The sequence below is a fragment of the Parafrankia sp. EAN1pec genome, assembly GCF_000018005.1.
In the GTDB taxonomy this organism is placed as follows: domain Bacteria; phylum Actinomycetota; class Actinomycetes; order Frankiales; family Frankiaceae; genus Parafrankia; species Parafrankia soli.
Genome location: NC_009921.1, coordinates 562,147 through 582,043, shown reverse-complemented (window position 1 = coordinate 582,043; position 19,897 = coordinate 562,147). Strand labels below are relative to the sequence as shown.

Here is a 19,897-nt window from a genome sequence, read left to right as displayed (position 1 = left end):
GCATGTTTCGAGAGCTCGCTAATGGAGTGAACCTGGAAGCGCAGGGCATGTTGGAGGAAATAGCGGGGCTGCTCGTGGGGAAGTCCGGCAACGACCACGGCCCGGTCGTCGATGTCGATGATTTCCAGCCCCTCGGCGTCCGGTACCGCGGCGGCCAGGGCGGCGACCTGCTCCGCGGTCGGCATGTGGTGGGCCTGCTGACAACGCCCGACCTGTGCCAGCGGGCAGATGTCGCACAGTTCCCGGACGCCGTAGTGCCCGTTGTAGTCGGGCAGACCGTGAACGTAGGAGACCGCGCATGAGGTCCGCCCGCCCTCGGTTCCACGTGGAATTCCCGTCACGCAGAGCGACCACCCGCCCTACCGCGACCCTGTTACCAAGCCGCCAGCGGGCGACCAGGCCGGGGAGGACGCAGGCAGAATCCGTGCGCGAACGCGCACGTCGAACGGTTTGTGCACGGTTTCTATGAGACCTACGGCTGCCCGGTGCCCGGCGCGCGGGCGTAGTCGGAGGCGACCGGCTCTGCCATCTCGACGAACACGCAGGGCTCGTCGCCCAACACCCAGGCGTCGTGGCCGGGCGGGCAGGCCACCACGTCGCCGGGGCCGATGTCCGCACCAGTGCCGTCAGCCATCTCGAGGTGCATCCGGCCCGAGGCTACGTAGCCGAAGTGGTCGAACTCGCACAGATCGGTCCCCGCGATCGGTTTCACCGACTCTGACCACCGCCAGCCCGGCTCGAACACCGCCCGGTCAAGCCTGTGGCCGCCGACGGCGAGGACGTCGATATGGCCGTGGGGGAAATCGCGCCGTTCGTCGGACCTGTCGAGGTTGCGAACCGTGATCGTCGTCATGGCGGCCTCCGTCGTCGTCCTTGGTCGTCTCCGCTTGTGGGCTAGGACCGACGGGCGCCCACGAGGCCGGTCGACCGTGACCACATGGCCGCCCCGATCCCATCAACTCCTCACGGTATCGGGTCGGCGACTCTTCGCAAGTCGGGCTTGTTGTTCGCGGCGCCGCGCGGCGCCGGCTGACGGCTGGCTCAAAGCCCGGCTCCGGCCGATGCACGGACCGAGGAGCGCAGCCACCGGTTCCGGTTTCTCCTCCGTGGCCGCGACACGAAGTTCGCGGCTTCCTTCGATGCTGTCTTCGCCGGGGCCGGTATGGACGTGGTGCGCACACCCCCGCAAGTCCCGCAGGCGAACGCGATCGCGGAACGCTGGGTCGGCACCGTCCGCAGGGAATGCACCGACAGGCTGTTGATCGTCTCCGAACGGCACCTGACGTCGGTCCTCGACAGCTACGCCGAGCATTTCAACACTCACCGGCCCCACCGCTCCCTCGGCCAGCACCCACCCGACTCGCCACTCGTGGTCGCCCCGACGTCGAATTCCACCGTCCGTCGCACATGCATCCTCGGCGGACTGATCAACGAGTATCGCAACGCCGCCTGACACCTACCGGGGAAGACCGGATCAAACCGCAAAAGGCCAGCTCACAGGCCGAATCGGGGTTCTGGAGCCCCACACGACGGAAAAGGACCCGCCCCAAGCGGGCACCTCGCCGGCGGCCTACCCGACTCTGTGGGAGCCCGGGGGTGCGATCCCCCGGGCCACCCGACCAGGTCTCGACCACGTATCAGCCGGCGAGATGTGCAGCTGACCGTATCGGTGCGGTGTCGTCTTGCTACCAGCAAGCCCCTGCTGTCGTCCTGTTCTGACCGGGGTCGCATCATCTGCGCGGTGAGCGAGAGCGCGGAGATGAGCGGAGACGCGGCCGCCCCTGGTGGCACCCCGCGACGATCATCTGCCTTGGCGGGGTCGGCATCCGTACCTGTCAGCACGGCAGCCTCGCTGACATCGGCGCCACCGGTTCCACATGCCTTCGCCGGGGCCGACGGTCCGTTGATCGAGGAACTGGATCTCTCCTCGGCAGTGATCGAAGCGCAGTGCGGTGACGAGGTGGCCTTCAGGCTGATCTACCGGATGATCCAGCCGGGTCTGCTGCGGTACCTGCGGGTACTCGTCGGCGACGACGCCGAGGATGTGGCGTCCGAGGCGTGGCTGCAGATAGCCCGGGACCTGGCATCGTTCCGCGGGGACTTCGACGGGTTTCGTGGCTGGGCAGCCACGATCGCGCGTCACCGCGCGCTCGACCACCTGCGCCGACGCACTCGCCGTCAGCGAGACGACATACCGGTCGAGATGGTGACGACAGAACTGGCCGCGCCCGACGACACCGCCGGAGGGGCGTTGGAGGCGATGTCCACCGAGGCCGCTATGCGCCTGATCGCAGGTCTGCCGTTGGACCAGGCGGAGGCGGTGCTCCTGCGGGTAGTCATGGGGCTGGACGCAAAAACCGCGGGGCGGGTCCTGGGCAAGCGCGCCGGCGCAGTCCGCACCGCGGCACATAGAGGGTTGCGCCGGCTCGCCGCACAGCTCGCCGAGCAGGGAATCACCGAAGCCGGTCGACCGGAGGCAGGTGAACATGATCGGGGTGACAGCACACGACGATGACCATGGGCTGCGGCCAGGTGTAACACCGGCGAGAGCTTCGACGCTGAAGGACGTGAGATGAGCACACACCGACCCCGTCGGATCGGCCGGGGCGAGGCAGAACGGATGCTTCGCGGCGGCCCGGTCAACGACGGGGTCGGTGCGGATCCCCTTGCCGACCTGCTCGCCGCCGTGGCCGCTCCGGCCCGCGATGGCGAACTTGACGGTGAGGAAGCGGCCGTGGCCGCTTTCCGGGAGGCGCGTCTCACCCACGTCACCCAGCCGCGGAGAAAACCCATGATCAAGATGATGTTCGCAAAGCTCCTGACCGTGAAGGTCGCCGCCCTGGCGGCCGGGGCCACGGCTATCGGTGGCGTCGCCGTCGCTGCCAGCACAGGAGTACTCCCGATCGCCGGTGGAGGTGACAGCGCCGCTGTGTCCCCGACGGCCTCGCCCTCCGCCGAGGTGAGCGTCCCGGCGATCCACGTGCCGAGCGCCGGCGCGTCCGTCTCGGTGTCACTGCTCGGCTTGTGCCACACCTACACAGCCGCCGCAGCGACCGACGCCCGCACGACTCTCGATTCCCCGAACATGCGCGCGCTCGTCACTGCCGCCGGCAGCCCTGACAAGGTCGACGCCTTCTGCGCGAAGGCACTACAGGCGGAGATCGACGCTGCCGCGACACCGGGCACCACCCCCGGCGCAAGTGCAAGTGCGGGGCCGGACGGTAATGGTGTCGGCGCGCAGGTTCCGGGTGCGGGTGCGGGGGTGGGCGCGAGTGCGGGGCCGGATGGTGCGGGTCTTGGCGTCCATGTGGGGCCGAGCGCAGGAGTGGGTGCGAGTGCGAGGCCGGGCGGTGCTGGTGTCGGCGCGCAGGTCCCGAGCGCGGGGGTGGGCGCAAACGTCGGCCAGGGCGGCGCCGGACTCGGTGCCAGCGCGGCCCCGTCAGTGCATCGCTGACCGGTAGGCGTCACACGATGTCTGGTAGAGCGCCGCAGCCGTGCCGACGCGATCTACCAGACATCGTTCCGCCTGCTGAACGCTCCTCGCGTTTCCCGCTCATTGCCCGTGACCATCCTCCACCCACGGTGTGGACAGAGCGGGCCACCCCTTCACCCAGTGCTGCGCGGTCTTGGGATCCACGCCGAGCGGCTCGACCAGCCACCGGTTGCCGCCGCCGCTTATGCGGCCACCAGTTGTCGGTGTAACACCGGCGAACGTTTCGACGCTGGAAGGAGCGGGGCTGGCTACGTGCGGTCCCGGTCGCTGTCCGACGGATCCCCCGCTCCGGCAGCGAGGCACACCAGACCCGCGCAGGGAAGGGGACATTGGCCATGGCAGACGTGTCGATCGGGTTCGCAACGCAGGACGCCGAGGTCGTCGTGAACCTATCTGCTGTCCAGGCGCTGCGGTTGGCCGAGGCCATCACGCGCAACATTGCGGATGCAGTGTCCGGACCAGGACAGAACGGGGCCGAGTCACCCTGGCCGGATGCCCGGCCCAGCGGGCAGACGCTGGCCGCATCCCAATACTGACCGTCCGGGTAGGGCCCGGTTGTCTCGGCCATGGGGTGGGTTCCGACGAGCTGCCCACCGTCCTCGTGAAGGCGCGACAGAGCCAGTTTTCAGGAGGCTGCGACACGGTGCTGGCCGTCGCCAGCAACCACCGGGTGACCACCGGCATCGGACCGCGCAAGGCCGTCGAGCTCGCCGTGCTGTGCGGCTGCCTGCTCGCTCCTGGCAGAAGCTCTCTGCCGGCATGGGGTCGAAAGGACAGCGCTGCTACACGACTGGGCGATGGTCGACACCGTCGACCAGGACCTGCCTGGCCGGCACGGGCTCCTGGTCCGCCACCGCCGCACCACCTCACAACTCGTCGCTGCTGTCCGGCTGGACGACGAGGTCGGCTGGAACCGCCGCTGCGCCGACGGGATCGACCGTCTCGAGTGCGAGCCGTACCCCGTGGGTGCCCGAAACCTGTCCGCAGGACCTGACCAGGGCTTCTACCTCACCCGATGATCGATAGGCCTTCCCCTGAAGGCGATCGGACACCTGTACCCCCACCGGCTACACGTGCCCTTGACCGGGACACCACCACGTGGATGATCCTGGCCATGGCGGTTCGGCTGATCTACCTCGTCTTCTGTCGGCTGTGGGCTGGCTGGGGCTGGTGGCCCGCAGCTCGGCGGCGAAGGACGCCGAGATCCTCGTGCTCCGCCACGAACTCGCCGTACTGCACCGCCAAGTCGCCCGGCCCCGGTTCTGCTGGGCCGACCGCGCGATCCTCGCCGGGCTGGCCCGGCTGCTCCCGCAGGCGTCCCGGTCGATCCTGTTAGTGCGACCAGAGACGATTCTGCGCTGGCACCGCCAGCTGGTCCGCCGCCGCTGGACCCAGCCGCACCGCCCACCCGGCCGACCCTCCACCCCAACGGAGATCCGCCACCTGATCCTCCACCTCGCCAAGGAGAACCCCCACTGGGGCTACCGCCGCATCCACGGCGAACTCATCCGACTCGGCTACTCGGTCGGGGCCAGTACCGTCTGGACGATCCTGCGCTCCGCCCAGGTCAATCCCGCACCCCGACACACCAGCCCCACCTGGCGACAGTTCCTGCACATCCAAGCCCACGGCATCCTCGCGTGTGACTTCTTCACCATCAACCGTCCTGCTGAGCAAGCTGTACGTCCTGTTCTTCCTCGAGCTGGACTCCCGCCTCAGTCACCCAGCAGGCCCGCAATCTGATCATGGCCCTGGGCGAGCGTGCCGCACGGTTCCGGTTCCTCATCCGTGACCGCGATACAAAGTTCACCGCCGCCTTCGACACCGTCTTCACCACCGACAACATCGATATTGTGCGGACGCCCGCGAGGGCGCCGGTCGCGAACGCCTTCGCGGAACGGTGGGTCGGCACCATCCGCCGCGAATGCCTCGACCACCTCCTCATCCTCGGCGAACGACACCTCACCGCCGTCCTCACCGCCTACGTCGATCACTACAACCAGCACCGCCCCCACCAGTCACTCCAGCAACAGGCACCGCTCAGCGCCGGCGCCGACCCACCGCCCGAACCCGGCACGCCGGTCGTCCGACATGGTCGGCTCGGCGGGCTCATCTATGAATACCAGCAGGCCGCATGACCCGACCCCAGTTTCCGGCACCCACAGGGTCGTCGGCGACGCCAGCAAACAGCGCATACGCGCAACCCTGCGCGCCGGCCTCAACCACGCCATCCGCGGCGGCCTCTCGCCCACAGCCCCCTCAGCGGCGAATGGTTTTTCGCCTGCCATCCAGGGCGCGGCGGATACTTCTATGAATACACCATGAACGATCATGGCGACCTTGACGGGAACACAGTTCGCGATCAAGAAAAGTGCGAAAGTCGAGATGGGACTGTACTTGCAAAAAGTACAGTCCCATCAGATTGGCCAGCCTGGAGAATTGACGCGTGGTCGGCGGTGGGGAGCGGTGCCGCTGCCGCCTCCCAAGGTGAGAGCTACCCGCCGAGGCAACCCGGCCCGGTCAGGTCCGGAACGGACCGGTGACCTCGAAGGTGATGCCGCCGGAGGACGAGCCGGACGTGCCGCGCTGGGACGAGAAGTACAGCCGCTGGCCGTTCGGGGAGAATGCTGGTCCGGTTATTTCGGATGAGTTGTGCCCGACCAGCCGCAGGATCGGGGCCACGATGTCGTCCGGAGTGATGATGCAGATCTCCAGGTTCCCGCCATCCTCAGCAACGTAAAGGTCCCCGTACGTCGATCCGGTGATGTTGTCGACACCGGTCAGCGGGGCAGGTCCAGGAGATACCAGCGAGTCGTCATATGCAAGTTCGAATGTGTTGGTGTCGACGTGAACCTCCCACACCCGGTTGTCGCCCTTGGTGGTGAACCAGACGGTGTTGTTCGCGTAGTGGCAGCCCTCGCCGCCATTGAAGTGCTTCGCTCCGGAAACCTGGCTGCGGGTGGCGGTCGGTGAACCGTCCGGGTCCGGGACGACCTGCCAGGTTGCCGTACCGGATGTTCCAGATCCCGCAACCAACACCTCGAGCGTGCCGGAGGAGAGGTTTCCCCAGGTGGTCGGACGGAACCGGTAGAAGCAGCCGTCAGTCTGGTCCTCGGTCAGGTAGATGACCTGGCGGACCGGGTCGCACGCAGCCGCCTCGTGCTTGAAACGGCCCATGGCCGGCCGGCTGACAGCCGACGCGCCGGTGGCCGGATAGGTCTCCCACACCCGCCCGTTGGAGGTCTCCTCGCAGGACAGCCACGTGCCCCACGGAGTCGCCCCACCCGCACAGTTGCTGCTCGTGTTTGAAAGAATGCGCTGGGCGGAGGTGACGGTTCCGCTGGAGTCGAAGCGCAGCACCGAAGCCCCGCCCGCGCTGCTGCCGACCTCCGAATTGGAGACGTACATCCAACCCGTGCCGTTCAGGAAAACCGCGCCGCCGTCCGGGGCGTTGTGCCAGGTGTAGCTGGTTCCGGAAACCACCTGACCAGAACGGGCGACAATGCGGCTAGTGAAACCGGAGGGGAGCATGACCCCGTTGGCGTCAGCCGCCAACAGCGATCCATAGGGGCTGGAGCCGTTCTGGGCGGGAGCGGCCAGGGCCGTGTCCCATATCGCCCCGGAGAAGGCGACCACGCCGGTTCCCGCGATAGCGGAACGCAAGAACGTTCGCCGTTCCATTGCCGACCTCCAAAGTACGACAGAAGCGCTGAACCAAAGGTGCAAGATTACAATCTTTCATCGCGCAGCCGGAGGTTCTTGAGACGGAATTGTCCGCGCAGCCGACAACGCTAGACGAGAAGAAAGCGGTGCACGAGAAACCTGACGGTGAACATCAGAAGGCCTGATGGGAACCGGATCGGAACACGAACGCCCGTCCGGGTTTCGAGCTTAATAGCAGATGAAATCTGGACTAAGGAGCGCCGGAAAGTTCGCTGGGAAGCCGGTGCGAGAGAAGCCAGGACATAGCCTGGAAAATTTCCTGGACGCCGAATCGATCGACTTCCGCACTTTTCTTGATCGATAACTGGGTGCACGCGGCCCGGTTGACCGACTCCCGGTCGGCACTGCCGGGCGCCGCCCCCGGCCAACACCGCGGACTTCAGGTTTTTGATGTTGCTGGGGTGGTGGCCGGGTCCTGTGGCGTGCCAGAAGTCGGCCTGGTCCTGTGACCTGGGGCGATGCACCGGCGCGGGGCCGGCCGCATGATGGTCAACTATGTCCGTGCGCCTGCTCTATATGATCTTCGTGCGGGTCTGTGGCTGGCTTGTCCTCCTCGGCCGTTCGTCGGCGTCGAAGGACATCGAGCTGCTCGTGCTGCGGCACGAGGTCGCGGTGCTGCGCCGCACCCAGCCCAAGCCCCGGTGGACCTAGGCGGACCGGGCGGTCCTCGCCGCATTCATCCGACTCCTGCCCAGAGCGCTGCGAGCCCACCGGCTGATCACCCCCGGCACCGTCCTCCGGTGGCACCGCCATCTGATCACAAAGAAATGGACTCACCCGCAGCGGACCGGACGACCACCGATCAGCACGGAGATCGCGCCAGGTCGTCCTCACGCTGCCCCGCCAGTGCCGGAACGACGTAGTCATCGTCCGATGGCGTCGGCCGCTCTGGGAGACCCCGCGCGACAGCGTGCGGTACGAAGGCCAACCGCGCAGCCCAGTAAAGGAGAAAGTAGGAAGATCCCCGCGCATGCGGGGACGACTCGCCGCGTGGTCCTCCAGTCCCCGCGCATGCGGGGATTTTCCCGCGTCCTTGACGGCCTGGTCGACCTCGTCGCGGTCGTCCCCGCACGCGCGGGGTCTCTCCGGGTCTATGGGGCAGCAACCGCTTCGACAGCAGGTGCATGTAACCCGCGTTACATTAATAGTTGTGTCGAATGACCCGACCTCACGGTGGCTGGTCGTCAGTGTCCGACTACCCGGCGATCCGTCGCGGCATCGGGTGGCGGTGTGGCGGGAACTGCGGCGGCTGGGTGCCATGCCCGTCGGCTCGGGTGTGTGGGCGATGCCGGCCACACCACTGTTCCTCGACGGGCTGGACCGTGTCCGCGCCCTGGTCGACCGCGGCAACGGGCGCGTCGTGGCCCTTGACGGTCGCGCTCGAGACGGCAACAGCGAGGCGACGCTGGTAGCGGAGTTCAACGCAGCCCGCGCCGCGGAATGGGCGGAGTTCGTCGCCGAGTGCGACAAGTTCGACGCCGAGATCGCCAAAGAGCGCCGGATCGGCAAGTTCACCCTCGCCGAGCTCGACGAGGAGGAACAGAGCCTGGAGCGGCTGCGACGATGGTGGCGCGAACTCAAGACCCGTGACGTGTTCGCCGCCGTGGCCAATACCCCGGCCGGGGAACGCCTCGAACACTGCGTCAAGGTCTTGGACGCCTACAGCGAGGACGTCTACCGCGCCGTCCACGCCCCCCTGGACGAGGAGACCGACCATGCGTGACTGGCTTGTCGGCCTGGGGATCGCCGCCGGATGCCTGGTGGCCAGCTGGGGGGTGCTCTTCCTACTCGCCCGGCGGCTGCCGCCCGGGGTCCTGCGAGACCTCGCCGCCTTCATCCCCGACTGCCTAACGACAGTGCGCCGGCTCCGGAAGAACCCCCAGGTACCACGAAAAGCAAAGATCGCCGTACTGATCGCCGGGCTGTGGGTCGCCAGCCCCATCGACCTGATCCCCGAGTTCCTGCCCGTGATCGGCCCCCTCGACGACATCGTCGTCGTGGCGCTCGCTCTGCGCTACGCGGGCCGCCAGGTACCCCGCGACGTCCTGCTGGCCGCATGGCCGGGTCAGCCACGGCTCCTCGAACGCCTCCTCGGCCCCGCGCACACGTCACCACCGGACTCAGCTGATGCGGCAGCCGGCAACGGACCGACAGAAGTCGAACTGCTGGTCACACCGGACTGCCCGCACCAAGGCCCAGCCGCCGTACTGCTTCGCCAGGCCCTGAACGACATCGGCCTCACCAGCACCCGCATCACAACGACCGCGGTCACCGACCAGCGGCACGCCGAAGAACTGGGCTTCGCCGGGTCACCCACAATCCGGATCGCTGGGCGCGACCTGTTCGCCCAGCCCAGTCATGCCCCCACGCTGGCCTGCCGGATCTACCACACTCCCACCGGGCTCGCCGCCACCCCGGACCTCAGCGAGCTCCGCCAGGCACTCCGACGCGCAAGCGGACGGTAATCACCCCCTGGCAGCCGAGTTCAAACAGCGGCGACCGGGCCCAGCCCCGTACGGTCTCGCCCGCTGGGACGACGATGCTGGGGATCGGGCCGCGGTTCTCGCCCCCGACCCAAGGGTGAGAGGCACCCCGCATAGCACCCATCTCGTTCCGGCGTACGCACCTCAGGACCGGCTGTGGGGTGCCAGAAGTCGGCCTGGAACCGTGAGCTGGGGTGATGCGACGGCGCGGCAGCCGCACCGTTCGGACCGAGGTCACCGATCGCATGCTGATCTTCGGCGAACGACATCTGCGCACCGTCCTGGCCGAGTACGCAGCCCACTACAACGGACGACAACCCCACCGCAGCCGCGACCTTCAACCACCACGACCCGACCACCCCGTCGCAGACCTGACCAAGGAACGGATCAAGCGCCAACCCGTCCTCGGCGGCCTGATCAACGAATACGAACGAGCCACCTAAAAGCCCAGGTCAAGGCCAGTGTCCGAGTTCTGGCACCCAACAGGTGCGGCACCTTCGGCCAGACGGAGGCTACGGTGACGCGGTGGGCCTGCATCTGAGCCAGATCGCCGAGGCGGACGAGCTGCTGACGAACGACCCGTTGGCGCTATTGATCGGGATGGTGCTTGACCTGCGGGTTTCGGAAAGAACGAGCGCGCTGCCGGGGACCGCCCGGACGAGTTAGCCCCGAGCCAGGACCGTGCGCTGGGCCAGGGTGCCCAGGTGGTCCAGAGTGCGCAGTGTCGTGTCGGCATCGGTGACGGGAAACAGCCCGAACAGGATGCGACGGACACCGAGGAGCGCAGCTTTCTCGGTCGCTGCCTCGTCAGGGTTCAGCAGGATCGCGGTCACCGGTGGTGCGGCCGTCCCGGCCCGGTTCGCCACCTCGGCTAGTTCCTCGACCCCGCGGGCCAAGGCGTCGACCGGTATGGGAGGAGCGAGCCAGCCGTCGCCGTCGGTGACGATCCGGTGGAATGTGGTCGGACCCCAGCCTCCGATCCACACCGGTGGATGCGGCCGCTGCACCGGTTTCGGCCATTGGAAGATCGGATCGAAGTCGACGAAGCGACCGTGGAACTCCGCCTGCTCCGACGTCCAGAGCGCTTTCGTCGCGGCCAGCCGTTCCCGCATCAGCGGCACCCGGGTTTCCGGGTCGGTGCCGTGGTTGCGCATCTCCTCGCGCAGCCAGCCGGCGCCGATGCCCAGCTCGAATCGGCCGTCGCTGACCAGGTCGAGGGTGGCGGTCTCCTTCGCCAACAGGATCGGATCCCGCTGTACCACCAGCGCTATCGCGGTGCCGAGTCGCAATCGGGTCGTCACGGCCGCGGCGGTCGTCAGGCTTATGAAGGGATCGAGGGTGCGATAGTAGTCGCGGGGAAGGTCGCCACCTTCGGGATACGGCGTCTCCCGGCGGACCGGGATGTGGGTGTGCTCGGCGACGAACAGTGACTCGAACCCCCGCTCCTCGACTGCCCGTGCGAGCAGGGCCGGCCTGATCTGCTCGTCGGTGATACCGGTGAAGATCCCTATATCCATGCCTCGTACCATAGAGTCTGACATCAGTGTCAGGGTCAAGCGCCAAGGCTGGAGGCGGGTGCCGGATGCGGATCGGTGAGCTGTCGGCACGCACCGGAGCGAGCGTGCGGTCGCTACGCCACTATGAAAAGCACGGCCTGCTGGTGGCCGACCGCGGCGCTAACGGCTACCGTCACTTCCCGGAATCTGCGGTGGAGACAGTGGCCCGGATCCAGATGTTGCTCGGCGCGGGGCTGTCGGTGGCGACGATCCGCCAGGTACTGCCCTGCACTCTTGACGCGACTCCGAGGATCGTGCCGTGCGCCGAGCTGTCCGCGACACTGCGCGGTGAACTGGCGCGGCTGGAGAAACAGGCCAGCCAACTCGACCGCGCCCGCGGTCTGATCTCGACGATGCTCGCGGGCTGAGATCCGACGATCGTGGACGAGGCGGTGACGGCAGCGCCGCCCGCTAGCCTGTGGGGTGCCAGAAGTCGGCTTGGGCCTGTGACCTGGGGCGATACGCCGGCACGGGGCCGGCGGCATGATGGTCCACTGTGTCCGTACGCCTGCTGTATCTGATCTTCGTGCGGGTCTGCGGCTGGCTGGTCCTCCTCGGTCGTTCGTCGGCGTCCAAGGACATCGAGCTGCTGGTGTTGCGGCACGAGGTCACCATGCTGCGCCGTACCCAGCCCAAGCCCCGGTGGGACTGGGCGGACCGGGCGGTACTCGCCGCACTGATCCAGCTTTTGCCGAAGACACTGCGAGCGCACCGACTGGCCACCCCCGGCACCGTCCTACGGTGGCACCGCCGTCTAATCACACGGAAATGGACCTACCCGCACCGGACAGGACGACCGCCGGTCAGCACGGAGATCGCGACCCTCATCGAGCGGCTCGCGACCGAGAACACGACGTGGGGATACCAGCGGACCCAGGGCGAGCTCCTCACACTCGGCCACCGCATTGGCGCGTCCACGATCGCCGGGTCCTGACGTCCCTGGGGCTGCCCCCGGCACCGAAACACCAGACCGACACGACGTGGCGGCAGTTCCTGCGCACCCAGGCATCGACGATGCTGGCGGTCGACTTCTTCCACGTGGACTGCGCCGTGACGCTGCGGCGTCTGTACTGCTTCTTCGTCCTGGAAGCCGGCTCCCGCTCCGTCCACATCCTCGGGGTCACCGCCCACCCGGACGGGCTGTGGACCACCCAACAGATCCGCAACCTCCTCATGGACCTCGGCGCCCGGACAGCCGACTTCCAGTTCCTGATCCGCGACCGCGCCGGGCAGTTCACCGCGTCCTTCGACGCGGTCCTCGCCGACGCCGGCATCACCACCGTCAAGATCCCACCCCGGACGCCCCGGGCGAACGCCTACGCCGAACGGTTCGTCCACACAGTCCGGACCGAGGTCACCGACCACATGCTGATCGTCGGTGAACGGCACCTACGTTCTGTCCTGGCCGAGTACGCCGCCCACTACAACGGACGACGACCCCACCGCAGCCGCGACCTTCAACCACCACGACCCGACCACCCCATCGCCGACCTGACCAAGGAACGGATCAAGCGCCGCCCCGTCCTCGACGGCCTGATCAACGAATACGAACGAGCCACCTAAAAGACCAGGTCAAGGCCAGTGGCCAAGTTCTGGCACCCCACAGCCATCGCAACACCGCCATCTGATGTCGCAGGGCGAAGAGCTTTACCTCCTTCGCGGTGTCCCCACGAACCCGGAGCAACATCAGCCCGAGAGCGTTGCGTGTCAGGGCGTAGAGCAGCGACCACACCATGACCATCCAGCCTGCCCGACGCAGACCCCGTCCGGCAGACAAACATGCAGGTCACTGCCCAAATCGGGGTTCTGGAGCCCCACACGGTTAGCCCGCCGGGGTGTAGGCGGCGCGGTTGGATTCGATGAACGCCTCCAACGGGCGAGGCGCCGCGCCGGTGAGCGCGCGAATCTCGTTGGTCACCTGGGAGTGTCGGCCGGCCTGCATCGCCAGGTCGATTCCGACGGCGATGTCGGCCAGCCAGCCCGGTACGCCCCGGGCAGCCATGGCTGCGCGCACATGGGCTTCGTCGGCGGCGTCGTAGCTGATTCGCCGGCCCAGCACCCGGCTGAAGCATTCGGCGATCTCGGTGAATGTCAGCGCCTCGGGCCCGGTCAGCTGGTAGGCCGCCCCGCGGCCAGCGGGGTCCCGCAGCACGACCGCGGCGGCCTCGGCGACGTCGCGGGTGTCGATGAGGGCGACCCGGCCGTCGGGTGCCAGCCCGGCCCACTGGCTGGTCGCCGCGATCGAGGGCGCGGCGACCAGCAGGTTGCTACTGAAATAGGTGGGGCGGAGCAGGGTGTGCGGCACCCCGGACGCGGCCAGGTAGGCGTCGAGTTCGCCGTGGCGTCGGCCGATCTCGTAGCCGGCGTCGAGGTCCGCGTCGAACACGGACAGCCGGACCAAGTGGGGCAGCTCCGCCCGGACGGCGGCGTCGACGACGTTCCGCTCCAGCGCAATCTGCTGCGGGCTGGTGGACAGCGCGAGAAAGGCTGCGTCGACCCCCTTCGTCGCAGACAGGAGCAGCGCTGGGTCGTCGAAGGGACCGCTGACGATTTCGAGGTGCCCGGTGGCAGGACGCCGGGTGGCGCGGAACACGGTCTCGGCCTTGTCCCGGTCCCGCACCAGCGCCCGCACCGGCACGCCGTCCCGCAGCAGGCACATGACGAGGTACGACGCGGTTCGGCCGGTAGCGCCGACAACGAGGACGGTCACCGCCGGTCGTCCCCGTCCTTGCTCGAGGCCGGCACCGGCGTAGGCTCCGGCTCCGGTGCCGGCAGCGGAGCCGGGGTGCGGTCGAGGATGACGACCGGGATCTGGCGGGTGGTGGCCCGTTCGAGCTCTGCAAACAGCGGGTTGACGGCCTTCTGCCGGGCCCAGATACTCTCCCGTTCCGCTCCGGTCGCGACCCGGGCCACCATGGGGAACGTCTCCGTCCCGACGACGACCGAGACCGTGGGGTGGGCCAGGAGGTTGTGGTACCAGTCGGGGTGCACGGCCGCGCCGCCGTTGGACGCGAAAACCGCGAAGCTGTGGTTGACCGCCAGGTAGGTCATCGGGTTGACCCGAGCATGTCCGGTCCTGGCGCCGACGTGGTGCAGCAGGAGCAGCGGCATGCCCTGGTAGTCGCCGCTGACCACGCCGCCCCGGGTGAGGAATTCCGCTGTCACCCGACGGTTCTGTTCGTCGAGTTCGGCCTTGTCCATGACTGGTCTGAGTTCCTTCGGTCAGGCGGGTGGGGTCGACGGGAACGATGCTGTCACGGGTTTTAGACGCTGGCCATCATCCCGCCGTCGACGACGATGTCGGCGCCGGTGAGATAGCTGGCCGCGTCCGAAACCAGGAAAGCGACGGTATGGGCCACTTCTTCGTCCGACGCTATTCGGCCGAGCGGAACCTTGGCCGTCAGCGTCGTGCGGAGACTGGTCAGTTCTGCGGCGGACAGCCCTTGTTTCGCCAGTGCCGGGGTGTCGACCGGGCCAGGGCTGACGACGTTGACCCGAATCCGCCGAGGGGCGAGTTCCACGGCGAGCGCCCTAGCCATCGATGCCACCGCTCCCTTGGTGGCAACGTACAGCGACATCCCAGGAAACGACCGGGCCACCAGTCGCGAGCTGTTGAACACTACGGTACCGCCGTCGCGGAGCAGCGGCAGCACTCGCTGCAACGTGAAGAACTGCCCTTTCACGTTCACTCCGAAGTGTTCTTTGTACGATTCCTCGGTGACGGAGCTGAACGACGAGGGCTGGGCGACGGCGGCGTTCAGGAACACCGCGTCGAGGTGCCCGAACCGGTCACGGAGTTCGGCGGCGAGCGCGTCGGCGTCCGCCAGGACCCGGGCGTCGGCGCGCTGGACGAGGACGTCATCGGGCAACACGTGCCGCGCCGCCGCGAGTGTCTCGGGGTTCTGGCCGGTGATCGCGACGGCGAACCCGTCGGCATGCAGCAGCCGAGCCGTGGCCAGGCCGATTCCGGTGGTTCCGCCGGTGACGAGCGCGACCCGCGGCTGGGCCTGGGCGATGGCGTTTGTCGTGGTCATGGGTGTGTCCTTGTCCTTGTCGTGACGCTGTCGTGGGGCCTGGACGTCCGACTCAGACCGCCACGCCGAGGCCGCCGTCGACCGCGATCGTCGTGCCGGTGACGAAACCGGCTGCGGGGGAGCCGAGGAACGCCACGGCGCGGGCGACGTCCTGGGCGACGCCCAGGCGGCCCAGGGGGATCGCGGCGGCCAGGTCCTTGCGCATTGTGGCCAGCGCCGCGTCGGGCAGGCCGAGCTTGGAGAGCGCGGGCGTGTCCGCCGGGCCGGCACTGACTGCGTTGACCCGGATTCCTCGCGGCGCGAGTTCCACGGCCAAGGCGTGGACCAGGGCAGTCAGCGCGCCCTTCGTCGCGCTGTACACCGACCAGTCGGCCAGACCGAGCGTGGCGCCCAGGGCCGTACTGAACACGACGGAGCCGCCGTCTCGCAGCAGGGGCAGGACCCGTTGCAGCGTGAACAGCTGACTCCTGACGTTCACGTCGAACATTTCGTCGTACGTCGCCTCGTCGACTGCTTCGATCGGGACGAGCCGGCCGATACCTGCGTTGAGGAATACTACGTCGAGCCGGCCGAAACGATCCCGAACGGCAGCCGCCACCCGATCCGGCTCGGACAGTGTGCGGGCGTCGGAACGTAGCACGACCACGTCGGCGGGCAACTGTTCGGCAGCGGCGGCAAGTGTTTCTGGATTTTGGCCGGTGATGAGCACGTCGAACCCGTCAGCGTGCAGCATCTGCGCCGTCGCGAGACCTATTCCGGTGGTACCGCCGGTCACCAGCGCGGCGGGTTTTCCAGTGAGCGATGACACGAAAAATGCTCCGTTCGAGTGCAGGCGCCAAGTGACCCTCAGAAGGTGGGACGACTGGCGTGGCGAACGCTCTGTGCGGCTTACGCTAGCCACAACTGGACCGATCTGTCCAGTCCAGGCTAGAGTGACGTCGTGACGAACCAACCGACGACCGGCCGGGGCCGGCGCAGCCGCCAGAAAATCGTCGATGCGGCGTCGGCCCTGATCGACGACCGCGGCGTGGCCGGGGCCGGGCTAGACCAGATCCTCACGGCGGCGGGGGCCAGCAAGAGCCAGCTCTACCACTACTTCGGCGACAAGGGCGGACTCGTCAGGGCGGTCGTCGCCGACCGGTTCGACTGCCTGGTCGAAGCACAGCTGCCTCGGCTCTCGCAGCTCGACACCTGGACGGCGATTCGCGCTTGGATGGACGAGTTCGCCACCCAGACCGCGGCGAGCGACTTCCCCGGCTGCCCGCTCGGCAACCTGGCCGGCGAGCTGGCCGGTCGCGACGAAGCCATCCGCGCCGACCTCTCGGCCTGCTTCGAGCGTTGGCAGGCCTACCTGACGCAAGGCCTGGAACGGATGCGGATCCGAGGCGAACTCGTGTCCGACGCGGAGCCGGAGCTCCTGGCGCTCGCGGTCTTCACCAGTCTGCAGGGCGGCGTCCTCCTCGCCCGGACCCACCGGGACGTCCTGCCGTTGCGCGTCGCGCTCGACGCCGCCTACGCCCACCTGCGCTCGTTCGCCGCGCCCCAGCCCGACGTCGGGCGATGAAACCCTCCCCGCCGCTGCAGGGACGCGGCCGAGGTGGTCGTCGCCCTCGTCCGCGCCGGCGCCGTCTTCGAAGCAAGCCAGCTCGTCGAACGACCCACCACCACACCCGTCAACCAAGCCGCTTAACGATCACCATCCACAGGTCTTGACAATTCCTCGCCAGCCTGGGCAGCGCCCCGGTCGGCGACACCATCACCGCCACCCTCGGCGCGGTGACCGTCTCCGACCTATGCGACCTCGCAGGCGGATCATGGACCGTGACCGTGACCGTGACTGCGACCACCTTCGTCACCGGCACCGGCGGCCCGGCCCGCACCATCGACACCAGCCGTCTGTCGTTCTGGTCGGGACCGGCGATCGCCACCAGCGGCACCGCCACTTTCACCCCCGGCCAGCCCACCACCAGCACCGCCGTGACCCTGACCAGCCCACGGACCGCCTTCACCGTCACCGGTCAAGCCTGTGGGGTGCCAGAAGTCGGCCTGAGCCTGTTACCTGGGGCGACGCGCCGGCGCGGGGCCGGCCGCATGATGGTCAACTATGTCCGTACGCCTGCTGTACCTGATCTTCGTTCGGGTCTGTGGCTGGCTGGTTCTTCTCGGCCGTTCGTCGGCGTCGAAGGACATCGAGTTGCTGGTGCTGCGGCATGAGGTCGCGGTGCTGCGCCGTACCCAGCCCAAGCCCCGGTGGGACTGGGCGGACCGGGCGGTCCTCGCCGCACTCATCCGGCTCCTGCCCAGGGCGCTGCGAGCGCACCGGCTGGTCACGCCCGGCACCGTCCTACGGTGGCACCGCCGCCTGATCACACGGAAATGGACCCACCCGCAGCGGACCGGACGGCCACCGATCGGCACGGAGATCGCCACGCTGATCGAGCGGCTCGCGACCGAGAACACGACATGGGGCTACCAGCGAATCCAGGGCGAGCTCCTCACACTCGGCCACCGGGTGAGCGCCTCCACGATCCGCCGGGTCCTGAAGACCCTCGGGCTGCCCCCGGCACCGAAACGGCAGACCGACACGACGTGGCGACAGTTCCTGCGTACACAGGCATCGACCATGCTGGCCGTCGACTTCTTCCACGTGGACTGCGCCGTGACACTCCGGCGTCTGCACTGCTTCTTCGTCATAGAGGTCGACTCCCGCACCGTCCACATCCTCGGAGTCACCGCCCACCCCGACGGACCATGGACCACCCAACAAGCCCGGAACCTCCTCATGGACCTCGGTGATCAGGCGGCCGACTTCCAGTTCCTGATCCGCGACCGCGCCGGCCAGTTCACCGCGTCGTTCGACACGGTCCTCGCCGACGCCGGCATCACCGCCGTCACGATCCCACCCCGGGCTCCCCGGGCGAACGCCTACGCGGAACGGTTCGTCCGCACCGTCCGGACCGAGGTCACCGACCGCATGCTGATCGTCGGCGAGCGGCATCTGCGCATGGTCCTGGCCGAGTACGCACGGCACTACAACGGACGACGACCCCACCGCGGCCGCGACCTTCAACCACCCCGGCCCGACCACCCCGTCGCAGACCTGACCCAGGAACGGATCAAGCGCCAGCCCGTCCTCGGTGGCTTGATCAACGAATACGAACGAGCCGCCTAAAAGACCAGGTCAAGGCCGGTGGCCGAGTTCTGGCACCCCACACGGCTGCGGCCGATGCGCGGGCTAAAACGGCTGTGCTCCGCCCAGCTGATCGGCGTCGGGCACGCCTTCCAGAATCTCCGCCGCGGCCACTACGAACTCGGCCTCGACGCCGAACCCCACCGTCGGCTCGCGTCAGCGTTCACCGAACTCGCTTTGGCCATCTGACCAGGCAACCAACCCGCCCAGCCATGTCTCGGGCCAGCTCAATGCAACAGCGCCGTACCGGCTCCACCCACACTGTGGACAGCGGCCTCGCCGCGAGCTGGCGGGCCGACGGGTCGACGGCGAGGACCGGCCCGTCGGCGCACGCTCGACGTGGTCAGGTGTACGCAGCCACCTGGAGCTGGAACATGTAACCGGCTGCGGCGTGTCCCCAGCCCGGGTTCCCCGGGCAGGCACCGCGGTTCGGCCGGTAACCGTCGAAGTACAGCGTGCCGCACTTGAAACAGAACCGCCACTCGGACTGGTAGCCGCCCGGTATCGGATTCAGGTCGTGGGGGAGGAGATTCTGCTGGGATGTTCCGAAATGACCCGCCCCGCCTCGGGCGACGCATACTCCGTTGGCGTCGCCGTAGTAGATGAGCGCACAGTAGTAGCACTCCATCCAGGCGCTTTGTAGGGACGGCGTCTCGCCGGCGTGGAGAAAGTTTCCGTTCGAATACGCCACAGCGAACGTCCAGCCCTGGATAACATGAGAACCACCCTGCGGGCAATGATTGTTGTCCGCCCGGAGCTCTCGGAGCAGCCCGAAGCATTTGTTACAGAAGCGCCAGTAGTGGATCCCGTCCCCAGCCGCGGCGGCCGGTTTCGCCAGTGCCACCGTCGCGCCGACCGTCGCTATGCCCAGACCCGCGGCCAGGAAGGCCCGCCGTGGCATCCCGGTCGCGGATTCTTCTGCCGGCATCGAACCCCGCCCCCCGTTTCTAGTCGAAAATCTCGATCCACGACGCATTCCAGGCGACGTCCTTCGACGCGGTCCGGGGGAATACGGCGTCCGCGCCCTCGGCCCACCTTTCGACGTGGATGAGCCGCGCCGATCAATCGGCGGCCCGGGCCCATCGACACGTTGTTGAGCCTGCGCCACATCCGCCTGCGGGTCGGACACCGTGTCCGCTCCTCCCCCGCGCCGAGTGTCCTGGGTATCGCCCAACCCCCGGCGCCGTCAGTCACGAGGCTAGAGATCGCCCGTCCGGGGCGCATCAGTGCTAGCACGGAATCCAGCAACCTTGTCGCGTCCGGTCGAGCCGGGCAGGCGGGCCGGCCGCAGCGGTGGAAGGCGATATGGCGTTCCGGCGTCGGCTAACGCTGGTTGGTCAGGTTGGGGTGGCTAGTCCTGTCTTCCGCACGTGCGTGCGGTGAGACAGCTACGTGATGTCTTGTTCGGATCACGTCGG

22 protein-coding genes and 6 pseudogenes are annotated in these 19,897 nt (G+C 68.0%); 18 read left to right on the top strand and 10 right to left on the bottom strand.

Features of this window, described 5'->3' with window-relative positions; all coding sequences use genetic code 11:
* Positions 1 to 2: 2 nt before the first annotated feature.
* Positions 3 to 302, top strand: a complete 300-nt coding sequence (locus FRANEAN1_RS40640) for a hypothetical protein (protein ID WP_157472282.1) — start codon at positions 3 to 5, stop codon at positions 300 to 302.
* Between the two features lie 170 nt (positions 303 to 472).
* Here FRANEAN1_RS40640 and FRANEAN1_RS02425 read toward each other — a convergent pair whose 3' ends face one another.
* Entirely contained in the window at positions 473 to 853 is a 381-nt protein-coding gene (locus FRANEAN1_RS02425) for a cupin domain-containing protein (RefSeq protein ID WP_020458155.1), read from the bottom strand.
* Between the two features lie 219 nt (positions 854 to 1,072).
* Here FRANEAN1_RS02425 and FRANEAN1_RS02420 point away from each other — a divergent pair.
* The 7 genes and pseudogenes from FRANEAN1_RS02420 to FRANEAN1_RS42910 form a co-directional block, all read left to right on the top strand.
* A pseudogene (locus FRANEAN1_RS02420) lies at positions 1,073 to 1,453 on the top strand (integrase core domain-containing protein); the annotation flags it as partial.
* Between the two features lie 453 nt (positions 1,454 to 1,906).
* Positions 1,907 to 2,515 (top strand): RNA polymerase sigma factor, encoded by a 609-nt coding sequence (locus FRANEAN1_RS02415; RefSeq protein ID WP_157472968.1) that lies wholly within the window; start codon positions 1,907 to 1,909, stop codon positions 2,513 to 2,515.
* 57 nt (positions 2,516 to 2,572) lie between these two features.
* Positions 2,573 to 3,454, top strand: a complete 882-nt coding sequence (locus FRANEAN1_RS02410; protein WP_020458152.1) for a hypothetical protein — start codon at positions 2,573 to 2,575, stop codon at positions 3,452 to 3,454.
* 374 nt (positions 3,455 to 3,828) lie between these two features.
* Entirely contained in the window at positions 3,829 to 4,029 is a 201-nt protein-coding gene (locus FRANEAN1_RS40635) for a hypothetical protein (RefSeq protein WP_157472278.1), read from the top strand.
* A gap of 261 nt (positions 4,030 to 4,290) precedes the next feature.
* Positions 4,291 to 4,512, top strand: a complete 222-nt coding sequence (locus FRANEAN1_RS02405; protein ID WP_041253627.1) for a hypothetical protein — start codon at positions 4,291 to 4,293, stop codon at positions 4,510 to 4,512.
* A gap of 79 nt (positions 4,513 to 4,591) precedes the next feature.
* On the top strand, positions 4,592 to 5,236 hold the full coding sequence (locus tag FRANEAN1_RS42915) for a helix-turn-helix domain-containing protein (RefSeq protein WP_020458151.1): 645 nt from the start codon (positions 4,592 to 4,594) through the stop codon (positions 5,234 to 5,236).
* A 2-nt stretch (positions 5,237 to 5,238) separates the two neighbouring features.
* The gene (locus FRANEAN1_RS42910) at positions 5,239 to 5,631 is read left to right on the top strand and encodes an integrase core domain-containing protein (RefSeq protein ID WP_020458150.1); all 393 of its coding nucleotides are present in this window, start codon (positions 5,239 to 5,241) and stop codon (positions 5,629 to 5,631) included.
* 382 nt (positions 5,632 to 6,013) lie between these two features.
* On the opposite strand, the gene FRANEAN1_RS02390 is transcribed toward FRANEAN1_RS42910, so the two are convergent.
* Positions 6,014 to 7,174: an alkaline phosphatase PhoX gene (locus FRANEAN1_RS02390; protein ID WP_020458149.1), complete on the bottom strand. Its 1,161-nt coding sequence runs from the start codon at positions 7,172 to 7,174 to the stop codon at positions 6,014 to 6,016.
* Positions 7,175 to 7,711: 537 nt separating this feature from the next.
* Between FRANEAN1_RS02390 and FRANEAN1_RS42905 the strand changes: the two genes are divergently transcribed.
* The 5 genes and pseudogenes from FRANEAN1_RS42905 (at position 7,712) to FRANEAN1_RS41985 (ending at position 10,365) form a co-directional block, all read left to right on the top strand.
* Positions 7,712 to 7,867, top strand: coding sequence for a hypothetical protein (locus FRANEAN1_RS42905; protein WP_347176952.1), 156 nt, complete (start codon positions 7,712 to 7,714; stop codon positions 7,865 to 7,867).
* Between the two features lie 499 nt (positions 7,868 to 8,366).
* Positions 8,367 to 8,939: a Chromate resistance protein ChrB gene (locus tag FRANEAN1_RS02380; protein ID WP_198145719.1), complete on the top strand. Its 573-nt coding sequence runs from the start codon at positions 8,367 to 8,369 to the stop codon at positions 8,937 to 8,939.
* A pseudogene (locus FRANEAN1_RS02375) lies at positions 8,932 to 9,312 on the top strand (DUF1232 domain-containing protein); the annotation flags it as partial. The gene FRANEAN1_RS02380 and the pseudogene FRANEAN1_RS02375, both read left to right, overlap by 8 nt.
* A 602-nt stretch (positions 9,313 to 9,914) precedes the next feature.
* Positions 9,915 to 10,142 (top strand): annotated as a pseudogene (locus tag FRANEAN1_RS02370) (transposase); the annotation flags it as partial.
* A gap of 82 nt (positions 10,143 to 10,224) precedes the next feature.
* Positions 10,225 to 10,365 (top strand): hypothetical protein, encoded by a 141-nt coding sequence (locus FRANEAN1_RS41985; RefSeq protein ID WP_020458144.1) that lies wholly within the window; start codon positions 10,225 to 10,227, stop codon positions 10,363 to 10,365.
* On the opposite strand, the gene FRANEAN1_RS02365 is transcribed toward FRANEAN1_RS41985, so the two are convergent.
* Positions 10,362 to 11,216, bottom strand: a complete 855-nt coding sequence (locus tag FRANEAN1_RS02365) for an LLM class F420-dependent oxidoreductase (RefSeq protein WP_041253626.1) — start codon at positions 11,214 to 11,216, stop codon at positions 10,362 to 10,364. The genes FRANEAN1_RS41985 and FRANEAN1_RS02365 overlap by 4 nt on opposite strands.
* Positions 11,217 to 11,281: 65 nt before the next feature.
* On the opposite strand from FRANEAN1_RS02365, the gene FRANEAN1_RS02360 reads away from it, so the two are divergent.
* Positions 11,282 to 11,623 (top strand): MerR family transcriptional regulator, encoded by a 342-nt coding sequence (locus FRANEAN1_RS02360; RefSeq protein WP_020458142.1) that lies wholly within the window; start codon positions 11,282 to 11,284, stop codon positions 11,621 to 11,623.
* Positions 11,624 to 11,751: 128 nt separating this feature from the next.
* Positions 11,752 to 12,818: pseudogene (locus FRANEAN1_RS38015) on the top strand (integrase core domain-containing protein).
* A gap of 46 nt (positions 12,819 to 12,864) precedes the next feature.
* Here the strand turns inward: FRANEAN1_RS38015 and FRANEAN1_RS42900 are convergent.
* From FRANEAN1_RS42900 to FRANEAN1_RS02330, 5 genes and pseudogenes are all read right to left on the bottom strand, one after another.
* Positions 12,865 to 13,032, bottom strand: a pseudogene (locus FRANEAN1_RS42900) (helix-turn-helix domain-containing protein); the annotation flags it as partial.
* Between the two features lie 45 nt (positions 13,033 to 13,077).
* Complete coding sequence (locus FRANEAN1_RS02345) at positions 13,078 to 13,965, bottom strand: NmrA family NAD(P)-binding protein (protein WP_020458139.1); 888 nt, start codon at positions 13,963 to 13,965, stop codon at positions 13,078 to 13,080.
* Positions 13,966 to 14,042: 77 nt separating this feature from the next.
* Positions 14,043 to 14,456 (bottom strand): annotated as a pseudogene (locus tag FRANEAN1_RS02340) (nitroreductase family deazaflavin-dependent oxidoreductase); the annotation flags it as partial.
* Positions 14,457 to 14,518: 62 nt separating this feature from the next.
* Positions 14,519 to 15,289 (bottom strand): SDR family oxidoreductase, encoded by a 771-nt coding sequence (locus tag FRANEAN1_RS02335; protein ID WP_020458137.1) that lies wholly within the window; start codon positions 15,287 to 15,289, stop codon positions 14,519 to 14,521.
* Between the two features lie 52 nt (positions 15,290 to 15,341).
* Entirely contained in the window at positions 15,342 to 16,097 is a 756-nt protein-coding gene (locus FRANEAN1_RS02330) for an SDR family oxidoreductase (RefSeq protein ID WP_020458136.1), read from the bottom strand.
* A gap of 132 nt (positions 16,098 to 16,229) precedes the next feature.
* Between FRANEAN1_RS02330 and FRANEAN1_RS02325 the strand changes: the two genes are divergently transcribed.
* Positions 16,230 to 16,853: a TetR/AcrR family transcriptional regulator gene (locus FRANEAN1_RS02325; protein WP_020458135.1), complete on the top strand. Its 624-nt coding sequence runs from the start codon at positions 16,230 to 16,232 to the stop codon at positions 16,851 to 16,853.
* 109 nt (positions 16,854 to 16,962) lie between these two features.
* Here FRANEAN1_RS02325 and FRANEAN1_RS02320 read toward each other — a convergent pair whose 3' ends face one another.
* A complete protein-coding gene (locus FRANEAN1_RS02320) occupies positions 16,963 to 17,262 on the bottom strand; it encodes a hypothetical protein (protein WP_157472276.1) in 300 nt (99 codons plus the stop codon).
* A 131-nt stretch (positions 17,263 to 17,393) separates the two neighbouring features.
* Here FRANEAN1_RS02320 and FRANEAN1_RS02315 point away from each other — a divergent pair, with 131 nt between their 5' ends.
* A complete protein-coding gene (locus tag FRANEAN1_RS02315; RefSeq protein ID WP_020458134.1) occupies positions 17,394 to 18,461 on the top strand; it encodes an integrase core domain-containing protein in 1,068 nt (355 codons plus the stop codon).
* Positions 18,462 to 18,479: 18 nt separating this feature from the next.
* The gene (locus tag FRANEAN1_RS02310; protein WP_020458133.1) at positions 18,480 to 18,668 is read left to right on the top strand and encodes a hypothetical protein; all 189 of its coding nucleotides are present in this window, start codon (positions 18,480 to 18,482) and stop codon (positions 18,666 to 18,668) included.
* Between the two features lie 154 nt (positions 18,669 to 18,822).
* Here the strand turns inward: FRANEAN1_RS02310 and FRANEAN1_RS02305 are convergent, their stop codons facing one another.
* A complete protein-coding gene (locus FRANEAN1_RS02305; protein ID WP_347176951.1) occupies positions 18,823 to 19,380 on the bottom strand; it encodes a hypothetical protein in 558 nt (185 codons plus the stop codon).
* Positions 19,381 to 19,897 lie beyond the last annotated feature (517 nt).

Coding starts and splice junctions, on each gene's coding strand:
- FRANEAN1_RS40640 (WP_157472282.1), top strand. CDS start 3: ATGTTTCGAGAGCTCGCTAATGGAGTGAACCTGGAAGCGCAGGGCATG.
- FRANEAN1_RS02425 (WP_020458155.1), bottom strand. CDS start 853: ATGACGACGATCACGGTTCGCAACCTCGACAGGTCCGACGAACGGCGC.
- FRANEAN1_RS02410 (WP_020458152.1), top strand. CDS start 2,573: ATGAGCACACACCGACCCCGTCGGATCGGCCGGGGCGAGGCAGAACGG.
- FRANEAN1_RS40635 (WP_157472278.1), top strand. CDS start 3,829: ATGGCAGACGTGTCGATCGGGTTCGCAACGCAGGACGCCGAGGTCGTC.
- FRANEAN1_RS02405 (WP_041253627.1), top strand. CDS start 4,291: ATGGTCGACACCGTCGACCAGGACCTGCCTGGCCGGCACGGGCTCCTG.
- FRANEAN1_RS42910 (WP_020458150.1), top strand. CDS start 5,239: ATGGCCCTGGGCGAGCGTGCCGCACGGTTCCGGTTCCTCATCCGTGAC.
- FRANEAN1_RS02390 (WP_020458149.1), bottom strand. CDS start 7,174: ATGGAACGGCGAACGTTCTTGCGTTCCGCTATCGCGGGAACCGGCGTG.
- FRANEAN1_RS42905 (WP_347176952.1), top strand. CDS start 7,712: ATGTCCGTGCGCCTGCTCTATATGATCTTCGTGCGGGTCTGTGGCTGG.
- FRANEAN1_RS02365 (WP_041253626.1), bottom strand. CDS start 11,216: ATGGATATAGGGATCTTCACCGGTATCACCGACGAGCAGATCAGGCCG.
- FRANEAN1_RS02360 (WP_020458142.1), top strand. CDS start 11,282: ATGCGGATCGGTGAGCTGTCGGCACGCACCGGAGCGAGCGTGCGGTCG.
- FRANEAN1_RS02335 (WP_020458137.1), bottom strand. CDS start 15,289: ATGACCACGACAAACGCCATCGCCCAGGCCCAGCCGCGGGTCGCGCTC.
- FRANEAN1_RS02315 (WP_020458134.1), top strand. CDS start 17,394: ATGTCCGTACGCCTGCTGTACCTGATCTTCGTTCGGGTCTGTGGCTGG.
- FRANEAN1_RS02305 (WP_347176951.1), bottom strand. CDS start 19,380: ATGCCACGGCGGGCCTTCCTGGCCGCGGGTCTGGGCATAGCGACGGTC.